The organism is Phreatobacter sp. (assembly GCF_030691135.1).
In the GTDB taxonomy this organism is placed as follows: Bacteria; Pseudomonadota; Alphaproteobacteria; order Rhizobiales; family Phreatobacteraceae; genus Phreatobacter.
Genome location: NZ_JAUYFA010000019.1, coordinates 1 through 17326, shown reverse-complemented (window position 1 = coordinate 17326; position 17326 = coordinate 1). Strand labels below are relative to the sequence as shown.

The window sequence follows — 17326 nt, the reverse complement described above, 5'->3', positions numbered from 1 at the left end:
GCTCAGATCTCCTGCGCGTCGAGGCGGCGGTAGAGCGGCAGCGCGAAGGGCGCGATGCGCCGGATGAGCGGCTGGAAGGGCTGCGGCGTCGGCTCCGAGAAGGGCAGGCCGAGTTCGTTCTCCGGCACGCCCTGCGTGACCCTGGCCAGTTCCCGGCCGAGCGCCACCGAGAGCGCCACGGCGCGGCCGTTGCAGCCGGCCCAGGCATAGCCGTTGGGTCCGAGCCGGTGGAAGCGCGGGAAGCCCGCGACATGCGGCTTGAGGAGATTGTCCGGCGTCATGCCGACATAGCCCGACCAGACGAAGTCGAACTCGACATCGCCGATCTGCGGCCACAGCGCCTTCAGCCGCCCCGCGAGATAGGGCTTCAGATTGTCGCCGCCGGCACCGGGGAACACGGCGGCGCCGCCGGTGACCAGCCGGTTGCGCGCATCCCAGCGGCAGAAGTAGAGCTCGCGATGGGTGTCCGACATGGCCTGTCGGTCGGGGATGATCGACTTCGCGACATTGTCGCTGATCGGCCGCGTCGCCATCTGCCAGGACAGCACCGGGATCACCTCGCGCGCGATCTCCGGGTTGAGCGTATCGCTGAACTCGCCGGTATAGGCGTTGGTGGCGAGCACCAGCGCCTTCGCCGTGACCTGGCCCTTCTCGGTCTTCACCACCCAGCTGTCGCCGACCCGCGCATAGGACTGTACCGGCGAGCGCGAGCGGATCACCGCGCCGAGCCTGAGGGCGACCTCGGCGAGGCCACGGGCCAGCGCCAGCGGGTTGATATGGCCGCCCGTCGGATTCCAGAAGCCGCCGAACCAGGCTTCCGAGCCGAGCATCCGCGCCATGGCCTCGCGGTCGAGCAGTTCGACCGGCGCGCCGAGCGCCGACCATTCCCTCACCCGCTTCTCGGCGATCTTGAAGCGGCCGGGCGAATGGACCGGCTGCACCCAGCCGGCCTGCTCAGCCTCGGCCGGGATGTCATATTTGCGGACGGTGTCGAAGAGATATTGCGCCGCGTCGCGCAGCACCGCGTTGAAGCGCTCACCGGCCTCCCCGTGGCGGGCGGTCATGCCCGAGGGATCATGGCCGGCCAGCGTCGGGATGACCTGGCCGTTGTTGCGGCCCGATGCGCCCCAGCCCGGCTCCACCGCCTCCACCACGGTGACGGCGACGCCCATCTCGCGCAGGTGGATGGCTGTCGACAGGCCGGTGAAGCCGGCGCCGATCACCACCACGTCGGTTGTCTCGTCGCCGACCAGCGGCGAGAGGGTCGGGCCCGGCGGGGCCGTCGCCGCCCAGAGGGACGGCGGCCAGGGGGCCGATGATGTGGACGGCATGGAAGCAATCTCCGCGGAATGTGGCATGATCCATGAAAGCGACCTGACAGGGCGGCGGCAAGAGCGCTGCCGCAGGGCGGGCACGGCGGGGGCGGGAGAACAGCGCGGAAACCGTGCCCTCCATCAGGAAGTCAGAATGAAAATTTCATTTGTCCTGCTACATATAGAAAATAACTATCGTTTGTATTTCAGAAAAGCCGCTCTGGAAGAATAATTTGCTAGGCTAGCTATGTGTGCCGAGCAGCCGAGACCCGGCAAATCTGCCGCCCTTACCGCGTTGCCTCCGCCGCCGTGTTGGGGTCAAGTGCCCACGCAATCATCAGGGGAGGGTCTTTGCCATGCCGCTCAAACACATTCTCGGCGCGGATCATGTCGTGGTCACGGTGCGCGACCTCGATGCTGCTGCCAGGGCCTGGGAGCGGATCGGCTTCGCCATGTCGCCGCGCGGCACCCATTCGCCCCTCCTCGGCACGGGCAACTACACGACCATGTTCGCCGACGATTACCTCGAGCTGCTCGGCGTGCTGGCCGAGACCGACCAGAACAAGCCGACGCGCGACTTTCTCGCCCGGCGCGAAGGCATCGAGCGCACCGCCTTCACCACCGACGACGCCGCGGCCGGCGCCGAAGAGCTGAAGGCGCGCGGCCTCGTGCCGCTCGGCCCGGTCCATTTCGGCCGGCCGGTCGACCTTCCCGGCGGCGGCACGGGCGAAGCCAAGTTCAACGTCTTCCGCTGGCCGCTCGACCAGAACCCCGGCGGTATGCGCATCTTCGCCTGCCAGCACCTGACCCGCGACACGGTCTGGATTCCCGAGATCATGACCCATGCGAACGGCGCCACGCGCATCGCCCGGATCGAGATCCTGACCGCCGATCCCAAGGCCGCGGCCCTGAAGATGGCCGGCCTGATCGACGAGCCGGCGACCGAGACGCCGGACGGCTGGCGCGTTCCCTCGGGCGGCAAGCGCGCCGATTTCCGCTTCTATGACGCGAAGACCTTCGAGGCGGCCTATCCCGCCGCAGTCCGCGAAGGCGCCGCGTCGGAGGGCGCCGTCGCCCTGGTCATCGCCACCGACGATCTCGCCAAGGCTGCGGCGGCCTCGGGCGGCCTTGCCCATGGCGAGGAAACGGTCAGCGTTCCCGCCAGCCGCGCCAGTGGCGTCATTGTCAGCTTCGTGCCGCATTGAGCGGCACGACCATCCCGCGACCAGATCGGCGATTGACGGCCTTTCCGCAGTCGCCCATCGTGAAATCTGTCTTGCCTGCCGCTAGGAGAGCTCCATGAACTTCACCCGCCGCGCAGCCCTGATGACCTCGGCCGCCATCGCCGCCAATGTCGTCGATCCCTTCCGCGCCTTCGCCCAGACAACCCCGCGCAAGGGCGGCGTCTTCGTGGTCCATTACGGCGCCGAGCAGCGCCAGCTGAACCCCAGCATCCAGGCCTCGACCGGCGTCTATATCGTCAGCGGCAAGATCCAGGAGCCGCTGGTCGACCTCGACGCGGCCGGCAACCCGGTCGGCGTGCTGGCCGAAAGCTGGGAGTCGACGCCGGACGGCAAGACCATCACCTTCAAGCTGCGGCGCAACGTCACGTGGCACGACGGCAAGCCCTTCACCTCGGCGGACGTGCAGTTCACCGCCATGGAGATGTGGAAGAAGGTGCTGAACTACGGCACCACGCTGCAGCTCTTCCTCACCGCCGTCGACACGCCCGACGCGCATACCGCGATCTTCCGCTACGAGCGGCCGATGCCGCTCAACCTGCTGCTGCGAGCGCTGCCCGACCTCGGCTACATCACCGCCAAGCATCTCTACGAGACCGGCGACGTCCGCCAGAACCCGCTGAACCTCGCCCCGGTCGGCACCGGCCCGTTCAAGTTCGTCCAGTACGAGCGCGGCCAGCACATCATCGCCGACCGTCATGACGGCTACTGGAAGGGCCCGGCCAATCTCGACCGCATCGTCTGGCGCGTCATCACCGACCGCTCCGCCGCCGCCGCCCAGATGGAGGCGGGACAGCTGCACTATTCGCCCTTCTCCGGCCTGACGATCTCCGACATGGCGCGCCTCGCCAAGGATCGGCGCTTCATCGTCTCGACCAAGGGCAACGAGGGCAATGCCCGCACCAACACGCTGGAGTTCAACTTCCGGCGCCGGGAACTGGCGGACATCAAGGTGCGGCAGGCCATCGCCCACGCCATCAACGTGCCGTTCTTCATCGAGAACTTCCTCGGCGACTTCGCCAAGCTCGGCACCGGCCCGATCCCCTCGGTCTCGACCGACTTCTATCCGGGTGCCAATACCCCGCAGTACCCCTATGACAAGGCCAAGGCGATCCGCCTGCTCGACGAGGCGGGCGTGCGTCCCGGCGCCGGCGGCACGCGCCTGACGCTGCGCCTTCTCCCGGCGCCCTGGGGCGAGGACATCTCGCTCTGGGCGACCTTCATCCAGCAGTCGCTGGGCGAGGTCGGCATCCGCGTCGAGGTGGTGCGCAACGACGGCGGCGGCTTCCTCAAGTCGGTCTATGCAGACCATGCCTTCGACCTTGCCACCGGCTGGCACCAGTACCGCAATGATCCCGCCGTCTCGACGACGGTCTGGTATCGCTCCGGCCAGCCGGCCGGCGCGCCCTGGACCAACCAGTGGGGCTGGAAGGACGATGTCATCGACAAGGTCATCGACGATGCCGCGACCGAGGTCGATCCGGTCAAGCGCAAGGCGCTCTATGCCGAATTCGTCACCAAGGCCAATGCCGCCCTGCCGCTGTGGATGCCGATCGAGCAGATCTTCGTCACCACCATCACGGCCCGGGCGCGCAACCATTCCAACACGCCGCGTTGGGGTTCCTCGTCCTGGCACGATCTTTGGTTGGCCGAATAAGTCCGCAGCACGGAGCCCGGCCTGATCCCATGCGTGTCCTGAGCCTTGCGGGGCGGCGTCTCGCCGCCTCGATCCCGACCTTGATCCTGATTCTCGTCGGCGTGTTCCTGCTGCTGCAGTTCGCGCCGGGCGACACGGTCGACGCCATGATGGCGCAGATGGGCGGCGGCGACGCCCGCACCGCCGAGGATTTGCGCCGCTTCTACGGCCTCGATCTGTCGGTCTCGGCGCAGCTCGGCAATTATCTGTGGCGGCTGGTGCGTTTCGATCTCGGCTTCTCCGCCATCTACGGCAAGCCGGTCGCCACCGTCATCGCCGAGCGCCTGCCGGCGACCATCCTCTTGATGACGGCGTCGCTGTCCTTCGCCTTCTTCTTCGGCATCATCCTCGGCGTCATCGCGGCGCGCGGCGTCAACAGGTGGCCCGACACGCTGATCTCGACGGTCGGCCTGATCTTCTACGCGACACCGTCCTTCTGGTTCGGCCTGATGGCCATCGTCGTCTTCTCCATCTACCTGCAATGGCTGCCGGCCGGCGGCCTTTCGGACATCACCTCGACGGCGACCGGTATCTGGCGCGTGCTCGATACCGCCCGCCACCTCGTCCTACCGACCCTCACCCTCGGGCTGATCTTCCTCGCCATCTACCTGCGCATCATGCGCGCCTCGATGCTGGAGGTGCTGAACCTCGACTTCGTCCGCACCGCGCGCGCCAAGGGCCTCGACGAGACGCGCATCATCACCCGCCACGTGTTGCGCAACGCGTTGCTGCCGATGGTCACGCTGATCGGCCTGCAGGCCGGCACCATGCTCGGCGGCTCGGTGGTGGTGGAGAGCGTCTTCTCGCTGCCCGGTCTCGGACGCCTCGCCTACGAGAGCGTCGTCCAGCGCGATCTCAACACGCTGCTCGGCATCATCTTCGTCTCGGCGCTGCTGGTCATCACCGTGAATTTCATCGTCGATCTCGTCTATGCGCGCCTCGACCCGCGCATCACCACGGGGGTTTGAGCCGTGGAAGTCGTGCGCGCCTATTTCCGCTCTCCTGCGGCCATCGTCGGCCTGTTCCTGCTGCTGGTCGTCATCGCCATGGCGGCGAGCGCCGGCTGGCTCTTCCCGCGTGACCCGCTGGCGCTGGCCGGCCGGCCGCTGGTCTGGCCCTTCACCAATCCGCGCTTTCCCCTCGGCACCGACAATTCCGGCCGCGACATCGCCGCCCAGATCTTCTACGGCGCCCGCATCTCGCTGCTGATCGGTGGCGTGGCGACGGTCATCGCCGTGTTCATCGGCATCGTCATCGGCGCCGTCTCGGGCTATTACGGCGGCTGGGTCGACAATGTCCTGATGCGCATCACGGAAGCCTTCCAGACGCTGCCGAACTTCCTGCTGCTGCTGGTCCTGATCGCCGTCTTCGGCTCGAACATCAACACGGTCATCATCGCCATCGGCATCGTCTCGTGGCCGGCGCCGGCGCGCCTGACGCGGGCCGAATTCCTGTCGCTGCGCAACCGCGAATTCGTCCAGGCCGGGCGCACCCTCGGCCTGAAGGACCTCAAGCTGATCTTCGGCGAAATCCTGCCCAACGCCCTGCCGCCGGTGATCGTCTATGCCAGCGTCGTCATGGCGGTCTCCATCCTGCTCGAGAGCGCGCTGGCCTTCCTCCGTCTCTCCGATCCCAACGTCGCCTCCTGGGGCAATCTCATCGGCCTCGGCCGCGACGTGCTGCGCGTCCAGTGGTACGTCTCGGCCATTCCCGGCATCGCCATCCTCCTCACCGTGCTCGCCGTCTCGCTGGTGGGCCAGGGCCTCAACGACGCCCTCAACCCGCGCCTGAAGGGTCGGTGACCGTGAGCATGGCCCCTGTCCTGACCCTCGAAGGCCTCAGCGTTCGGCTGCCCGCCGGCGCCGACCGTCCGCACGCCATGAAGGACGTCTCGCTCGCCATCGCCGGCAACGAGATCCTCTGCGTCGTCGGCGAGAGCGGCTCCGGCAAGTCGATGACCGCCAATGCCATCATGCGCCTGCTGCCGGGCGGGGTGACCATCGACGCCGGCAAGGTGCTGTTCGACGGCCGCGACCTGACGCAGCTCTCCGACGCCGACATGCGCGCCGTGCGCGGTTCCGGCATCGCCATGATCTTCCAGGAGCCGATGACCGCGCTCAATCCGCTGCGCACCATCGGCGACCAGATCGGCGAGATGTTCGACATCCATACCGACCTGTCGAAGCAGGAGATCGCGGCGAAGGTGCTCGACCTCCTCGCCGAGGTCCGCATTCCCGATCCGAAGCTCGCGGCGAGAGCCTATCCGCACGAACTCTCCGGCGGCCAGCGCCAGCGCGCCATGATCGCCATGGCGCTCGCCCTCGACCCCAAGGTGCTGATCGCCGACGAGCCGACCACCGCCCTCGACGTGACGACGCAGGCGCAGATCCTGAGCCTGATCAAGGACCTGCAGAAGCGCAAGGGCACCGCCGTCCTCTTCATCACCCACGATTTCGGCGTCGTCGCCGAGATCGCCGACCGCGTCGCCGTCATGCAATATGGCCTGGTGGTCGAGCAGGGCCCGGCGGTCGAGGTTCTGAACCGCCCGCAGCACGCCTATACCAGGCAGCTCATCGCCGCCGTGCCGCCGCTGAAGGCGCCGCCGCCACGGCCGATCTCCTCCGAACCGATCCTGACAATGCGGAATGTCTCCAAGACCTTCCGCACCGGCGGCTTCCTCGGCCGCGGCGTGCGCGTCACCCACGCGGTCAGGGACGTCTCGCTGGTGCTGCCGAAGGGCGGCACGCTCGGCATCGTCGGCGAATCGGGATCGGGCAAGTCGACGCTCGCCCGCTGCATCATCCGCCTGATCGATCCCGATACCGGGTCGCTGGTCCTCAATGGCAAGGATCTCGCCAAACTCAGCCGCGAGCAGATGCGCCAGGAGACCCGCCATATCCAGATGGTGTTCCAGGACCCCTACGGCTCGCTCAACCCGCGCCGCAAGGCCGGCGAACTCGTCGCCCAGGGCCCCATCGTCCACGGCATGGACCGGGCGGCGGCCCTCGCCAAGGCCAAGGAGCTCTTCGGCCTCGTGGGGCTCGATCCCGCCTCGACCGACCGCTATCCGCACGAGTTCTCCGGCGGCCAGCGCCAGCGCATCGGCCTCGCCCGCGCCCTGGCGCTGGAGCCCGAGGTGCTTGTCGCCGACGAGGCGGTCTCCGCCCTCGACGTCTCGGTGCAGGCGCAGGTGCTGCGGCTCCTCGCCGACCTGCGCGAGCGGCTCGGGCTCTCCATCGTCTTCATCACCCACGACCTCAGGGTCGCCGCCCAGGTCTGCGACCTCGTGGCGGTGATGAAGAGCGGCGAGGTGGTCGAGGCCGGCCCCATCGGCGAGGTCTTCGGCAATCCGCAGCATGCCTATACGCAGGCACTTCTCGCCTCGATCCCGGGCCGCGAGTTCGGTCTCAGCCGGGATGCGGCGCTGGCCTGACCTCGCCCCGCGCGGCAGCCTTGCATGCGGGTACCCGGCGGGTGACTTTCCAAGGGCGGCGCGGGCTCCTAAGGTCCGCAGCCCTGAAGCGCCACGAGCGGGCCGTCCATGGTCGATATCGCCACCCGGGTCTACAATCACACGTGGAAGCTGGACCCGATCATCCGGTCGCTGCTGGATTCGGACTATTACAAGTTCTCGATGCAGCAGCTCATCCGGCGCTTCCACCCGGAGGTGACGGCGACCTTCGCGCTCAGCAACCGCACCCGGACGATCCACCTCGCCGAGGTGATCGACGAGCGTGAATTGCGCGAGCAACTCGACCATGTCCGCGACCTCAGGTTCAAGCCGAAGGAACTGATCTGGCTGGCCGGCAACACCTTCTATGGCCGCGAGCGCATCTTCGGCCCGGATTATCTCGCGTTCCTCAAGGATTTCCGCCTGCCCGAGTACCAGCTCGAGAAGCGCGACGGGCAATATGAGCTGACCTTCGCCGGCAAATGGGCCGAGACGACGATGTGGGAGGTCCAGGCCCTCGCCATCATCAACGAACTGCGCGCCCGCGCCACCATGCGCACCCTGTCCAAGCTCGAGCTCGACATCCTCTACGCCAATGCCAAGGCCAAGGCCTGGGAGAAGATCAAGCGGCTGCGCCGCCTGAAGGACGAGGTCGGCACGCTGAAGATCTCCGATTTCGGCACCCGTCGCCGCCACGGCTTCCTCTGGCAGCAATGGATGATGGAGGCCATGGCCGACGCCCTCGGCCCCGACGTCTTCACCGGCACCTCCAACATGAAGCTCGCCATGGACCTCGGCCTCGAGGCCATCGGCACCAATGCCCATGAACTGCCCATGGTCTACGGGGCGCTGGCGCAATCGGACGAGGACCTGCTCAAGGCGCCCTACAAGGTGCTGGAGGACTGGGCGCGCATCTATGACCAGAACATGCGCATCATCCTCCCCGATTGCTTCGGCACGGCGCATTTCCTCGCCCACGCCCCCGACTGGGTCGCCGACTGGACCGGCGCGCGGCCCGATTCCAAGGACCCGACCGAGGGCACCGAGGAACTCGTCGCCTGGTGGCGCGCCAAGGGTCGCGACCCCGCCAAGAAGCTCGTCATCCTGTCCGATGGCATGGACATCGATTCCATCGAGGCGACGGCCCGCCGCTTCACCGGCGAGGTGCGCATCGGCTATGGCTGGGGCACCAACCTGACCAATGACTTCAAGGGCTGCGTGCCGAACGGCGATCCCGACGCGCTGGCGCCGATCTCGGTCGTCTGCAAGGTGATCGAGGCCAATGGCCGCCCGGCTGTGAAGCTCTCCGACAATCCCCTGAAGGCCACCGGTCCGGCGGAGGAGATCGCCCGCTATCGCCGGGTCTTCGGCACCATCGGCATGAAAGCCCATCCCGTCCTCGTGTGACGGGGGCACACCCACCCAGCGGAGCCAGACCCATGCATGACCTCACCGGCAAGGTGGCCTTCATCTCCGGAGCCGGTTCGGCGGGGGAGGGCTGGGGCAACGGCAAGGCCACCGCGGTGCTGCTCGCCCGCCAGGGCGCCACCGTCTACGGCACCGACATTACCCTCGCCGCGGCGGAAGAGACGCAGCGGCTGATCGCGGCGGAGGGCGGCACCGCCGTCGCCCGCGCCGTCGACATGACGCAGGCCGGGGAGGTCGAGGCGGCCGTCGCCGACTGCCTCGCCCGCTTCGGGCGCATCGACATCCTGATCAACAATGTCGGGGGATCGGCGCCGGGAGACCCGGTGACGATGAGCGAGGAGGTCTGGGACCTCCAGCTCGACCTCAACCTGAAGACCGCCTTCCTCGCCTGCAAATACGTCATCCCGGCGATGCAGCGGCAGGGCGGCGGCGCCATCGTCAACCTGTCGTCCATCGCCGGGGTGCGCATCCTGCCCGACCGGCCGCACGTCGCCTATACGACCACCAAGCTCGGCATTCTCGGCTTCTCGCGCTCCATCGCGGTGACCTATGCGAAGCAGGCCATCCGCTGCAACACGGTCATCCCCGGCCTCATGCACACGCCGCTGGTCGAGCACCGGCTGGCGAAGCAGGTCGCCGGCGGCGACGTCGCGGCGCTCATCGCCTCCCGCAACGCGCAGGTGCCGACGGGCAGGATGGGGGATGCCTGGGACGTGGCGCAGGCCGTGCTGTTCCTCGTCTCCGACGAGGCGCGCTATGTCACGGCGGCGGAGATCGCGGTGGATGGCGGGCTGTCGGCGGCGAGCCGGTAGAGGCCTGCCGCCGAGCTACTCCGCCGCGGCCTTCGGCGCGAAGCTCCCCCGCGCGTGCCGCTTCGGCTTGGCCGCCACCTTCAGCGCCTCGAAATCCGCCCGGTCCTTCACCGTATTGCGCAGCGCCTGGTCCTTGCCGGGCTGATATTGCGGCGGCTGGTGGATGTCGACGCCGTACCAGGCCGCCGCCTTCAGCATGAAGGCGGGGTCGGCGAGATGCGGGCGGCCGAGGGCGACGAGATCGGCGCGGCCGGCGGCGAGGATCGTGTTCATCTGGTCGGCGGAGGTGATGTTGCCGACGCACATGGTCTTCACCTCGGCCACATTGCGGATGGCGTCGGAGAACGGCGTCTGGAACATGCGGCCATAGACCGGCCGGCTCTTCGGCGTGGTCTGCCCCGTCGAGACGTCGACGAGATCGACGCCGGCCTCGGCGAAGGCGCGGGCGATGGCGATGGCCTCGGCCTCGGTGATGCCGCCGTCGGCCCAGTCGGTGGCCGAGATGCGCACCGCCATGGGCTTCTCCGCCGGCCAGGCGGCGCGCATCGCCGCGAAGACACGGAGCGGGAAGCGCAGGCGGTTTGCGAGGCTGCCGCCATAGGCGTCCGTGCGCTGGTTGGTCAGCGGCGAGAGGAAGGAGGCGAGGAGATAGCCATGGGCGCAGTGCAGCTCCAGCATGTCGAAGCCGCAGCGCGCCGCGCGCTGCGTCGCCGCGACGAACTCGGCGGTGATGCGCGCCATGCCGGCCTCGTCCAGCTCCGCCGGCACCTGGCTTTCGGGATAGTAGGGAAGGGGGGAGGCGGAGACGATCGGCCAGGCCCCATCGGTGAGCGGCCGGTCCATGCCCTCCCACATCAGCTTCGACGCGCCCTTGCGGCCGGCATGGCCGAGCTGCAGGCAGACCTTCGCCTGCGAGTTCGCATGGGCGAAGCCGACGATGCGCGCCCAGGCCGCCTCCTGTTCGTCGGACCAGAGCCCGGCACAGCCCGGCGTGATGCGGGCATCCGGCGCGACGCAGACCATCTCGGTATAGACGAGCCCGGCGCCGCCGATGGCGCGGGCGCCATAGTGCACCACGTGCCAGTCGGTCGGCATGCCCTCGACCGCCGAATACATGCACATGGGCGAGACCACTGCGCGGTTCGGCACCGTGAGGCCCCGCATGGTGAGCGGCTGGAACAGCGGCGGGCGGGGCCTGGCGACATCAGCGCCGGCCACGCCTTCCGCGAACATCCGGTCGGTCTCGGCGACGAAGTCCGGGGCGCGCAGCTTCAGGTTCTCGTAGGTGATCGCCTTGGACCGGGTCATCAGGCCGAAGGCGAACTGGCGCGGATCCATGTCCCAGAAGCGCTCGACATGTTCGAACCAGACCAGCGAGACGTCGGCGGCGTGCTGGGTGCGCTCCACCTCCTCGCGCCGGTCGGTCTCGTAAGAGGCGAGCGCCTCGGCCACCGTGCCCTTGGCGCGCAGGGCGTCGAACAGGGCGATGGAATCCTCCATCGCGAGCTTGGTGCCGGCGCCGATCGAGAAATGCGCCGTGCCCTTGGCATCGCCCATCAGCACCACATTGTCCTTCACCCAGCGCTTGGAGCGGATCATCGGGAATTGCCGCCACAGCGAGCGGTTGGTGATGAGCGGATGGCCGGCGAGTTCCTCGGCGAAGACGCCCTCGAGGAAGCGGGCGGAGGCTTCCTCGTCCATCACGTCGAGCCCGGCGCGCGCGAAGGTCTGCGGATCGGTCTCGATGACCCAGGTCGAGCGGCCCGGCTCGTACTGGTAGGTGTGGGCGATGAAGATGCCGAATTCCGTCTCACGGAAGAAGAAGGTGAAGGCGTCGAGCTCGCGGGTGGACCCGAGCCAGGTGAAGCGGTTGGGGCGCAGGTCCACCTCGGGCTGGAAGTGGTCGCGGCTCGCCTCACGGATGCGCGAATTGATGCCGTCCGAGGCGACGACGAGATCGTAGCCGGCGAAGGCGGCGAGATCCGGCTCCACCTCGGTCTGGAACTGCATGGCGACGCCGAGCTGGCGCGCCCGGTTCTGCAGCAGGATCAGCAGGGTCTGGCGCGAGCAGCCGCAGAAGCCGTTGCCGCCGATGCGGTGCACCGTGTCCTTGAAGCGAACCTCGATGTCGTCCCAATAGGCGAAGTTCTCGGTGATGGCGCGGTAGCTCTCCGCGTCGTAGCGCTCGAAAATGTCGAGCGTCGCGTCGGAGAAGACCACGCCGAAGCCGAACGTGTCGTCCGGGCGGTTGCGCTCGAAGACGGTGATCTCCGCCGCGGGCTGCCATTTCTTCATCAGGATGGCGAAATAGAGCCCGCCGGGTCCGCCGCCGATCACCGCGATGCGCATGGGATCACTCCTCTCGATGGCCCGGGGGCAGGTCATGGCTCATACAAAATAGTTTAGGCTTAAAATAATCGCCGGCAAGGCGGGGCAACCCACTTGCCCGAAAATATTTGAAGCTTAAAACATTCGGGCAGGAGGCCACGATGCCGACGGATTCCGCCGCCTCATTATCCCCCGTGATGCCGCTCACCGGCAGGCGTGCGCTCGTCACCGGGGGCGGACGCGGCATCGGCCGGGCCATTGCCGCGGCGCTGACGGCGCAGGGCGCCGACGTCACCGTCCTCGGCCGCAGCGCCGCAGCCCTCGACGCGACGGTGGCGGCGGGCGACGCGGTCCGCGCCATCGCCTGCGACGTCACCGACCGGGCCGCGCTGGCGACGGCCATCGCCTCGGCGGGCGATCTCGACATTCTCGTCAACAATGCCGGCCATGCCGAGACCGCGTCGATCCGGCGCATGGAGGCCGCGCTCTTCGACCGGATGATCGCGCTCAACCTCACCGCCGTCTTCGACGGCATCCACGCCGTCCTGCCGGGCATGGTGGCGCGTGGGTCCGGGCGCATCGTCTCCGTCGCCTCCACCGCCGGCCTCACCGGCTATCCCTATGTCTCCGCCTATTGCGCCGCGAAGCACGGCGTCGTCGGCCTGACGCGGGCGCTCGCCAGGGAGGTCGCGACCTCCGGCGTCACCGTCAATTGCGTCTGCCCCGGCTTCACCGAGACCGACCTCGTCGCCGGTTCCGTCGACACGATCGTGGCGAAGACCGGCCGCACCGCGGAGGCGGCCCTCGCCGACCTGACCAAATCCATGCCCATCGGCCGCCTGATCAAGCCGCAAGAGGTTGCGGGCGCCGTGCTCTGGCTCGTCTCCGATCAGGCCGCCGCCGTCACCGGCATCGCCCTGCCGGTGGCGGGCGGAGAGATCTGAAGGAAACGCCGAAGGACATGTCGATGCAGCCCGCCACCCACCGCATCCCGCACCGCCAGAACCTCGCCGAATGGCAGGCGACGCACTTCCTCTGGGAGGTGACCGGCAAGGTCGCGACCATCACGCTGAACCGGCCCGACAAGAAGAACCCGCTGACCTTCGAGAGCTATGCAGAACTCGGCGACCTCTTCCGGGCGCTGGCCTTCGATACCTCCGTCAAGGTGGTGGTGGTGACCGGCGCCGGCGGCAATTTCTGCGCCGGTGGCGACGTCTTCGAGATCATCGAGCCTCTGACCGGCCGCGACATGCCGGGCCTCCTGCAGTTCACCCGCATGACCGGCGATCTGGTCAAGGCGATGCGCGCCTGCCCGCAGCCGATCATCTCTGCCATCGACGGCATCTGCGTCGGCGCCGGTGCCATCATCGCCATGGCCTCGGATCTGCGCGTCGGCACGGCGAAGACCAAGGTCGCCTTCCTCTTCAACAAGGTCGGGCTCGCCGGCTGCGACATGGGCGCGTGCTCCATCCTGCCCCGCATCATCGGCCAGGGCCGCGCCTCCGAGCTGCTCTATACCGGCCGGATGATGGGCGGCGAGGAGGGCCATGCCTGGGGCTTCTTCAACCGCCTCGCGACCCCCGACACGGTACTGGCCGAGGCGAGGGCCATGGCGGGCGAGATCGCCGACGGTCCGACCTTTGCCAATTCCATCACCAAGCGCATGCTGCACATGGAATGGGCCATGTCGGTCGACGAGGCCATCGAGGCCGAGGCGATGGCGCAGGCGATCTGCATGGACACCAAGGACTTCCGCCGCGCCTTCGAGGCCTTCGCGGCGAAGACCAAGCCCGTCTTCGAAGGGGATTGAGCGGATGGCCACTGCGCTTGGAATGGCCCCACCCGCACCCTCCCCTCGCTGGCGCGAGGAGAGGGGGACTTCCACCTCGCGCCCCGTTCGTTCGGGTTGGGCCAGGCCAAGCCGTTGGTTTGCAGATGCGACGCCGAAGCCCCCCTCCCCGCGTGAGCGGGGAGGGTTGGGGTGGGGTCCTTCATTCTGTCGGAGGCCCTGTGACGCTCCCCGCTGACCTCCTCTCGCTGCCCTTCTTCGAGGACCGCCACCGCGACTACGCCGCGCGCCTCGCCGACTGGGCTGGCCGCACCGTGCCCGGCCTCGTCGACCACGACGACGTCGACGGCTCCTGCCGCCGCCTCGTCGCCGCCATGGGTGAAGCGGGCTGGCTGCGCGCCTGCGTGCCCGCCGACCAGGGCGGCCTGACGCCGGCCCTCGACGTGCGCACCCTCTGCATCACCCGCGCGACCCTCGCCTATGTCGAGGGCCTCGCCGACTTCGCCTTCGCCATGCAGGGCCTCGGCACCGGCGTCGTCTCGCTCTTCGGCACGGCAGAGCAGAAGGCCCTCTGCTGCCCGCCGGTGCGCGACGGCAAGGCCATCGCCGCCTTCGCTCTCTCCGAGCCCGATGCCGGCTCCGACGTCGCCGCCATGTCCACCACCGCGACGCGCCTTGACGACGGCTGGCGGCTCGATGGCGTCAAGACCTGGATCTCCAACGGCGGCATCGCTGATCGCTACATCGTCTTCGCACGCACCGGCGAGGCGCCGGGAGCGCGCGGCATCTCCGCCTTCATCGTCCCCGCCGACGCAGCCGGCCTGTCCATCGCCGAGCGCATCGACGTCATCGCGCCCCATCCGCTGGCCACCCTGCTCTTCGAGGATTGCCGTCTGCCGGCGGATGCCCTGATCGGCAAGGCCGGCGGTGGTTTCGCCATGGCCATGGCCAATCTCGACATCTTCCGCCCCACCGTCGCCGCCGCCGCCCTCGGCATGGGCCTGCGCGCCCTGGACGAGGCGACGCAGCGGGCGCGGAGCCGGCGAATGTTCGGCGCCCCGCTCGCCGACCTGCAACTGACCCAGGCCTCGCTCGCCGACAGTATCGCCGAGCTCGAGGCCGCGGCGCTGCTCGTCTTCCGCGCCGCCTGGGCCAAGGACCAGGGCAAGCCGCGCATCACGAAAGAGGCGGCCATCGCCAAGATGGTCGCCACCGAAAACGCCCAGAAGGTCATCGACCGGGCGATCCAGATCTTCGGCGGCCTGGGCGTCAAGAAAGGCGAAAAGGTGGAGGAACTGTACCGGGAGATCCGCGCCCTGCGCATCTACGAGGGGGCGTCCGAAGTCCAGAAGGTCGTCATCGCCAGGGCCCATCTCGCCGAGGCGGAAGCCGCGGCGCATTCCAAGGCAGCCGGATAGGAGCGTCCGATGACGGGATCGGTGACAGGATCGGTGGTGACGCTGCGGTCGGGGGTGGTTTCCGCCCATGTCGACACCTTCGCCGCGCGCGGCCTGCCGCCGCCGGAACTGCAGCCGGCCTTCCTGTTCGACAGGCCCGAACTCGTCTATCCCGAGCGGCTGAACTGCGTCACCGCATTCGTCGACAGCCATGTCGCGGAGGGCCGCGGCGGCCGCACCGCGATCCTCGCGCCTGGCGGGCTGCACTGGACATATGCCGATCTCGCAGCGGAAGTGAACCGCGTCGCCAACGTGCTGACCGGCTCCCTCGGCATGGTGCCCGGCAACCGGGTGCTGCTGCGCGCGCCGAACAACCCGACCATGGTCGCCGCCTATCTGGCGGTCATCAAGGCCGGCGGCATCGTCGTCGCCACCATGCCGCTGCTGCGCGCCAAGGAACTCGGCCAGATCGTCGACAAGGCGGAGATCGCCCTCGCCCTCTGCGATGACCGGCTGACCGACGAACTGACCAGGACGGCCGCCGGCTCGCGCTTCCTGAAACAGGTGGTGACCTTCTCGGCGCTGCGCGAGGAGGCCGCCGGCGCCTCCGCCGATTTCGCCCCGGTCGACACCGCCCGCGACGACGTCTGCCTCTTCGGCTTCACGTCTGGCACGACGGGCGAGCCGAAATGCACCATGCATTTCCACCGCGACCTCCTCGCCATCTGCGACGCCTATGCCGGCAACGTCTTGCGGCCGACCGCCGACGACCGCTTCATCGGCTCGCCGCCGCTGGCCTTCACCTTCGGCCTCGGCGGCCTCGTGCTCTTCCCCCTCCGCGTCGGCGCCTCGACGGTGCTGGTGGAAAGGGCCTCGCCCGCCGACCTCCTGCCCGCCATCGCGACGTTCCGGCCGACCATCTGCTTCACCGCGCCGACTGCCTACCGCGCCATGATCCCGCTCCTCGGCGACCATGACTGGCGCTCCCTCAGGAAATGCGTCTCGGCCGGCGAGGCCCTGCCCAAGGCGACCTTCGACGCCTGGCAGGCCGCAACGGGCCTGACGCTGATGGACGGCATCGGCGCCACCGAGATGCTGCACATCTTCATCTCGGCCCCCGAGGCGGCGATCCGCCCTGGTGCCACGGGCAAGCCGGTCCCCGGCTACGAGGCCAAGGTCATCGGCGCTGACGGCGAGGACCTGCCTCCCGGCACGCCCGGCCGCCTCGCCGTGCGCGGGCCGACCGGCTGCCGCTATCTCGCCGACGCGCGGCAAACAAATTATGTGGCGAACGGCTGGAACATCACCGGCGATGCCTACAAGATGGATGCGGACGGTTATTTCTTCTTTCAGGCGCGCACCGACGACATGATCGTTTCCGCCGGCTACAACATCGCCGGGCCGGAAGTGGAAGACGCCCTGCACAAGCATCCGGCGGTGGCCGAGTGCGGCGTGGTGGGTGCGCCCGACGAGGCGCGCGGCCAGATCGTCAAGGCATTCGTGGTGCTGCGGCCGGACAGCGTGGCGTCGGCAAGCCTGATCGAGGAATTGCAGGATTTCGTCAAGAACAGCATCGCTCCCTACAAATATCCACGCGTGGTCGAGTTCGTCGCCGCCCTGCCGCGCACGGAGACCGGCAAGCTGCAGCGCTTCAAGCTGCGAGGGCAAAAATCATGATGGGCTGCGATATTTCAAAAATACCGCCATGATCCCGCTCGACACGCTCGCAGTTTTTTTCGCCGCCTCGGTAGTGCTGGGACTTTCGCCGGGGCCGGACAATATATTCGTGCTGACGCAGTCGGCGCTGCGCGGGCCGGCGGCGGGGCTGATCGTCACCGTCGGCCTGTGCACCGGGCTGGTGGTGCATACCA

Annotated in this window: 14 protein-coding genes; 12 read left to right on the top strand and 2 right to left on the bottom strand. The window is 68.3% G+C overall.

Annotated features, from left to right (window positions below):
* Window positions 1-2: 2 nt before the first annotated feature.
* On the bottom strand, window positions 3-1331 hold the full coding sequence (locus tag Q8O26_RS03270) for an FAD-binding oxidoreductase (RefSeq protein ID WP_305573435.1): 1329 nt from the start codon (window positions 1329-1331) through the stop codon (window positions 3-5).
* Here Q8O26_RS03270 and Q8O26_RS03265 point away from each other — a divergent pair.
* The 8 genes from Q8O26_RS03265 (at window position 1330) to Q8O26_RS03230 (ending at window position 9941) form a co-directional block, all read left to right on the top strand.
* Complete coding sequence (locus Q8O26_RS03265) at window positions 1330-1545, top strand: hypothetical protein (protein WP_305573433.1); 216 nt, start codon at window positions 1330-1332, stop codon at window positions 1543-1545. The two genes, Q8O26_RS03270 and Q8O26_RS03265, sit on opposite strands and share 2 nt — an antisense overlap.
* Before the next feature lie 124 nt (window positions 1546-1669).
* Window positions 1670-2518, top strand: coding sequence for a VOC family protein (locus Q8O26_RS03260; protein ID WP_305573431.1), 849 nt, complete (start codon window positions 1670-1672; stop codon window positions 2516-2518).
* A gap of 94 nt (window positions 2519-2612) precedes the next feature.
* Window positions 2613-4211, top strand: coding sequence for an ABC transporter substrate-binding protein (locus tag Q8O26_RS03255; RefSeq protein ID WP_305573429.1), 1599 nt, complete (start codon window positions 2613-2615; stop codon window positions 4209-4211).
* A 29-nt stretch (window positions 4212-4240) separates the two neighbouring features.
* Entirely contained in the window at window positions 4241-5218 is a 978-nt protein-coding gene (locus Q8O26_RS03250) for an ABC transporter permease (RefSeq protein WP_305573427.1), read from the top strand.
* A gap of 3 nt (window positions 5219-5221) precedes the next feature.
* Window positions 5222-6052, top strand: a complete 831-nt coding sequence (locus tag Q8O26_RS03245; RefSeq protein ID WP_305573425.1) for an ABC transporter permease — start codon at window positions 5222-5224, stop codon at window positions 6050-6052.
* An 8-nt stretch (window positions 6053-6060) separates the two neighbouring features.
* The gene (locus tag Q8O26_RS03240) at window positions 6061-7683 is read left to right on the top strand and encodes an ABC transporter ATP-binding protein (protein ID WP_305573423.1); all 1623 of its coding nucleotides are present in this window, start codon (window positions 6061-6063) and stop codon (window positions 7681-7683) included.
* A gap of 108 nt (window positions 7684-7791) precedes the next feature.
* On the top strand, window positions 7792-9108 hold the full coding sequence (locus Q8O26_RS03235; protein ID WP_305573421.1) for a nicotinate phosphoribosyltransferase: 1317 nt from the start codon (window positions 7792-7794) through the stop codon (window positions 9106-9108).
* A gap of 32 nt (window positions 9109-9140) precedes the next feature.
* Entirely contained in the window at window positions 9141-9941 is an 801-nt protein-coding gene (locus tag Q8O26_RS03230; RefSeq protein WP_305573419.1) for an SDR family NAD(P)-dependent oxidoreductase, read from the top strand.
* 15 nt (window positions 9942-9956) lie between these two features.
* On the opposite strand, the gene Q8O26_RS03225 is transcribed toward Q8O26_RS03230, so the two are convergent.
* Window positions 9957-12290 carry a bifunctional salicylyl-CoA 5-hydroxylase/oxidoreductase gene (locus tag Q8O26_RS03225; protein ID WP_305573417.1) on the bottom strand — a complete coding sequence of 778 codons (2334 nt, stop codon included), beginning with the start codon at window positions 12288-12290 and terminating at the stop codon, window positions 9957-9959.
* Between the two features lie 140 nt (window positions 12291-12430).
* On the opposite strand from Q8O26_RS03225, the gene Q8O26_RS03220 reads away from it, so the two are divergent.
* From Q8O26_RS03220 to Q8O26_RS03205, 4 genes are all read left to right on the top strand, one after another.
* Window positions 12431-13213: an SDR family NAD(P)-dependent oxidoreductase gene (locus tag Q8O26_RS03220; RefSeq protein ID WP_305573415.1), complete on the top strand. Its 783-nt coding sequence runs from the start codon at window positions 12431-12433 to the stop codon at window positions 13211-13213.
* 23 nt (window positions 13214-13236) lie between these two features.
* On the top strand, window positions 13237-14079 hold the full coding sequence (locus tag Q8O26_RS03215) for an enoyl-CoA hydratase family protein (RefSeq protein WP_305573470.1): 843 nt from the start codon (window positions 13237-13239) through the stop codon (window positions 14077-14079).
* 200 nt (window positions 14080-14279) lie between these two features.
* Entirely contained in the window at window positions 14280-15476 is a 1197-nt protein-coding gene (locus tag Q8O26_RS03210; protein ID WP_305573413.1) for an acyl-CoA dehydrogenase family protein, read from the top strand.
* Between the two features lie 9 nt (window positions 15477-15485).
* Window positions 15486-17132 carry an AMP-binding protein gene (locus tag Q8O26_RS03205; RefSeq protein ID WP_305573411.1) on the top strand — a complete coding sequence of 549 codons (1647 nt, stop codon included), beginning with the start codon at window positions 15486-15488 and terminating at the stop codon, window positions 17130-17132.
* Window positions 17133-17326: the final 194 nt, after the last annotated feature.

Excerpts from the sequence above, each read along its gene's own strand:
- Q8O26_RS03265 (WP_305573433.1), top strand. The coding sequence starts at position 1,330 with ATGGAAGCAATCTCCGCGGAATGTGGCATGATCCATGAAAGCGACCTG.
- Q8O26_RS03270 (WP_305573435.1), bottom strand. The coding sequence starts at position 1,331 with ATGCCGTCCACATCATCGGCCCCCTGGCCGCCGTCCCTCTGGGCGGCG.
- Q8O26_RS03260 (WP_305573431.1), top strand. The coding sequence starts at position 1,670 with ATGCCGCTCAAACACATTCTCGGCGCGGATCATGTCGTGGTCACGGTG.
- Q8O26_RS03255 (WP_305573429.1), top strand. The coding sequence starts at position 2,613 with ATGAACTTCACCCGCCGCGCAGCCCTGATGACCTCGGCCGCCATCGCC.
- Q8O26_RS03250 (WP_305573427.1), top strand. The coding sequence starts at position 4,241 with ATGCGTGTCCTGAGCCTTGCGGGGCGGCGTCTCGCCGCCTCGATCCCG.
- Q8O26_RS03240 (WP_305573423.1), top strand. The coding sequence starts at position 6,061 with ATGGCCCCTGTCCTGACCCTCGAAGGCCTCAGCGTTCGGCTGCCCGCC.
- Q8O26_RS03235 (WP_305573421.1), top strand. The coding sequence starts at position 7,792 with ATGGTCGATATCGCCACCCGGGTCTACAATCACACGTGGAAGCTGGAC.
- Q8O26_RS03230 (WP_305573419.1), top strand. The coding sequence starts at position 9,141 with ATGCATGACCTCACCGGCAAGGTGGCCTTCATCTCCGGAGCCGGTTCG.
- Q8O26_RS03225 (WP_305573417.1), bottom strand. The coding sequence starts at position 12,290 with ATGCGCATCGCGGTGATCGGCGGCGGACCCGGCGGGCTCTATTTCGCC.
- Q8O26_RS03220 (WP_305573415.1), top strand. The coding sequence starts at position 12,431 with ATGCCGACGGATTCCGCCGCCTCATTATCCCCCGTGATGCCGCTCACC.
- Q8O26_RS03215 (WP_305573470.1), top strand. The coding sequence starts at position 13,237 with ATGCAGCCCGCCACCCACCGCATCCCGCACCGCCAGAACCTCGCCGAA.
- Q8O26_RS03205 (WP_305573411.1), top strand. The coding sequence starts at position 15,486 with ATGACGGGATCGGTGACAGGATCGGTGGTGACGCTGCGGTCGGGGGTG.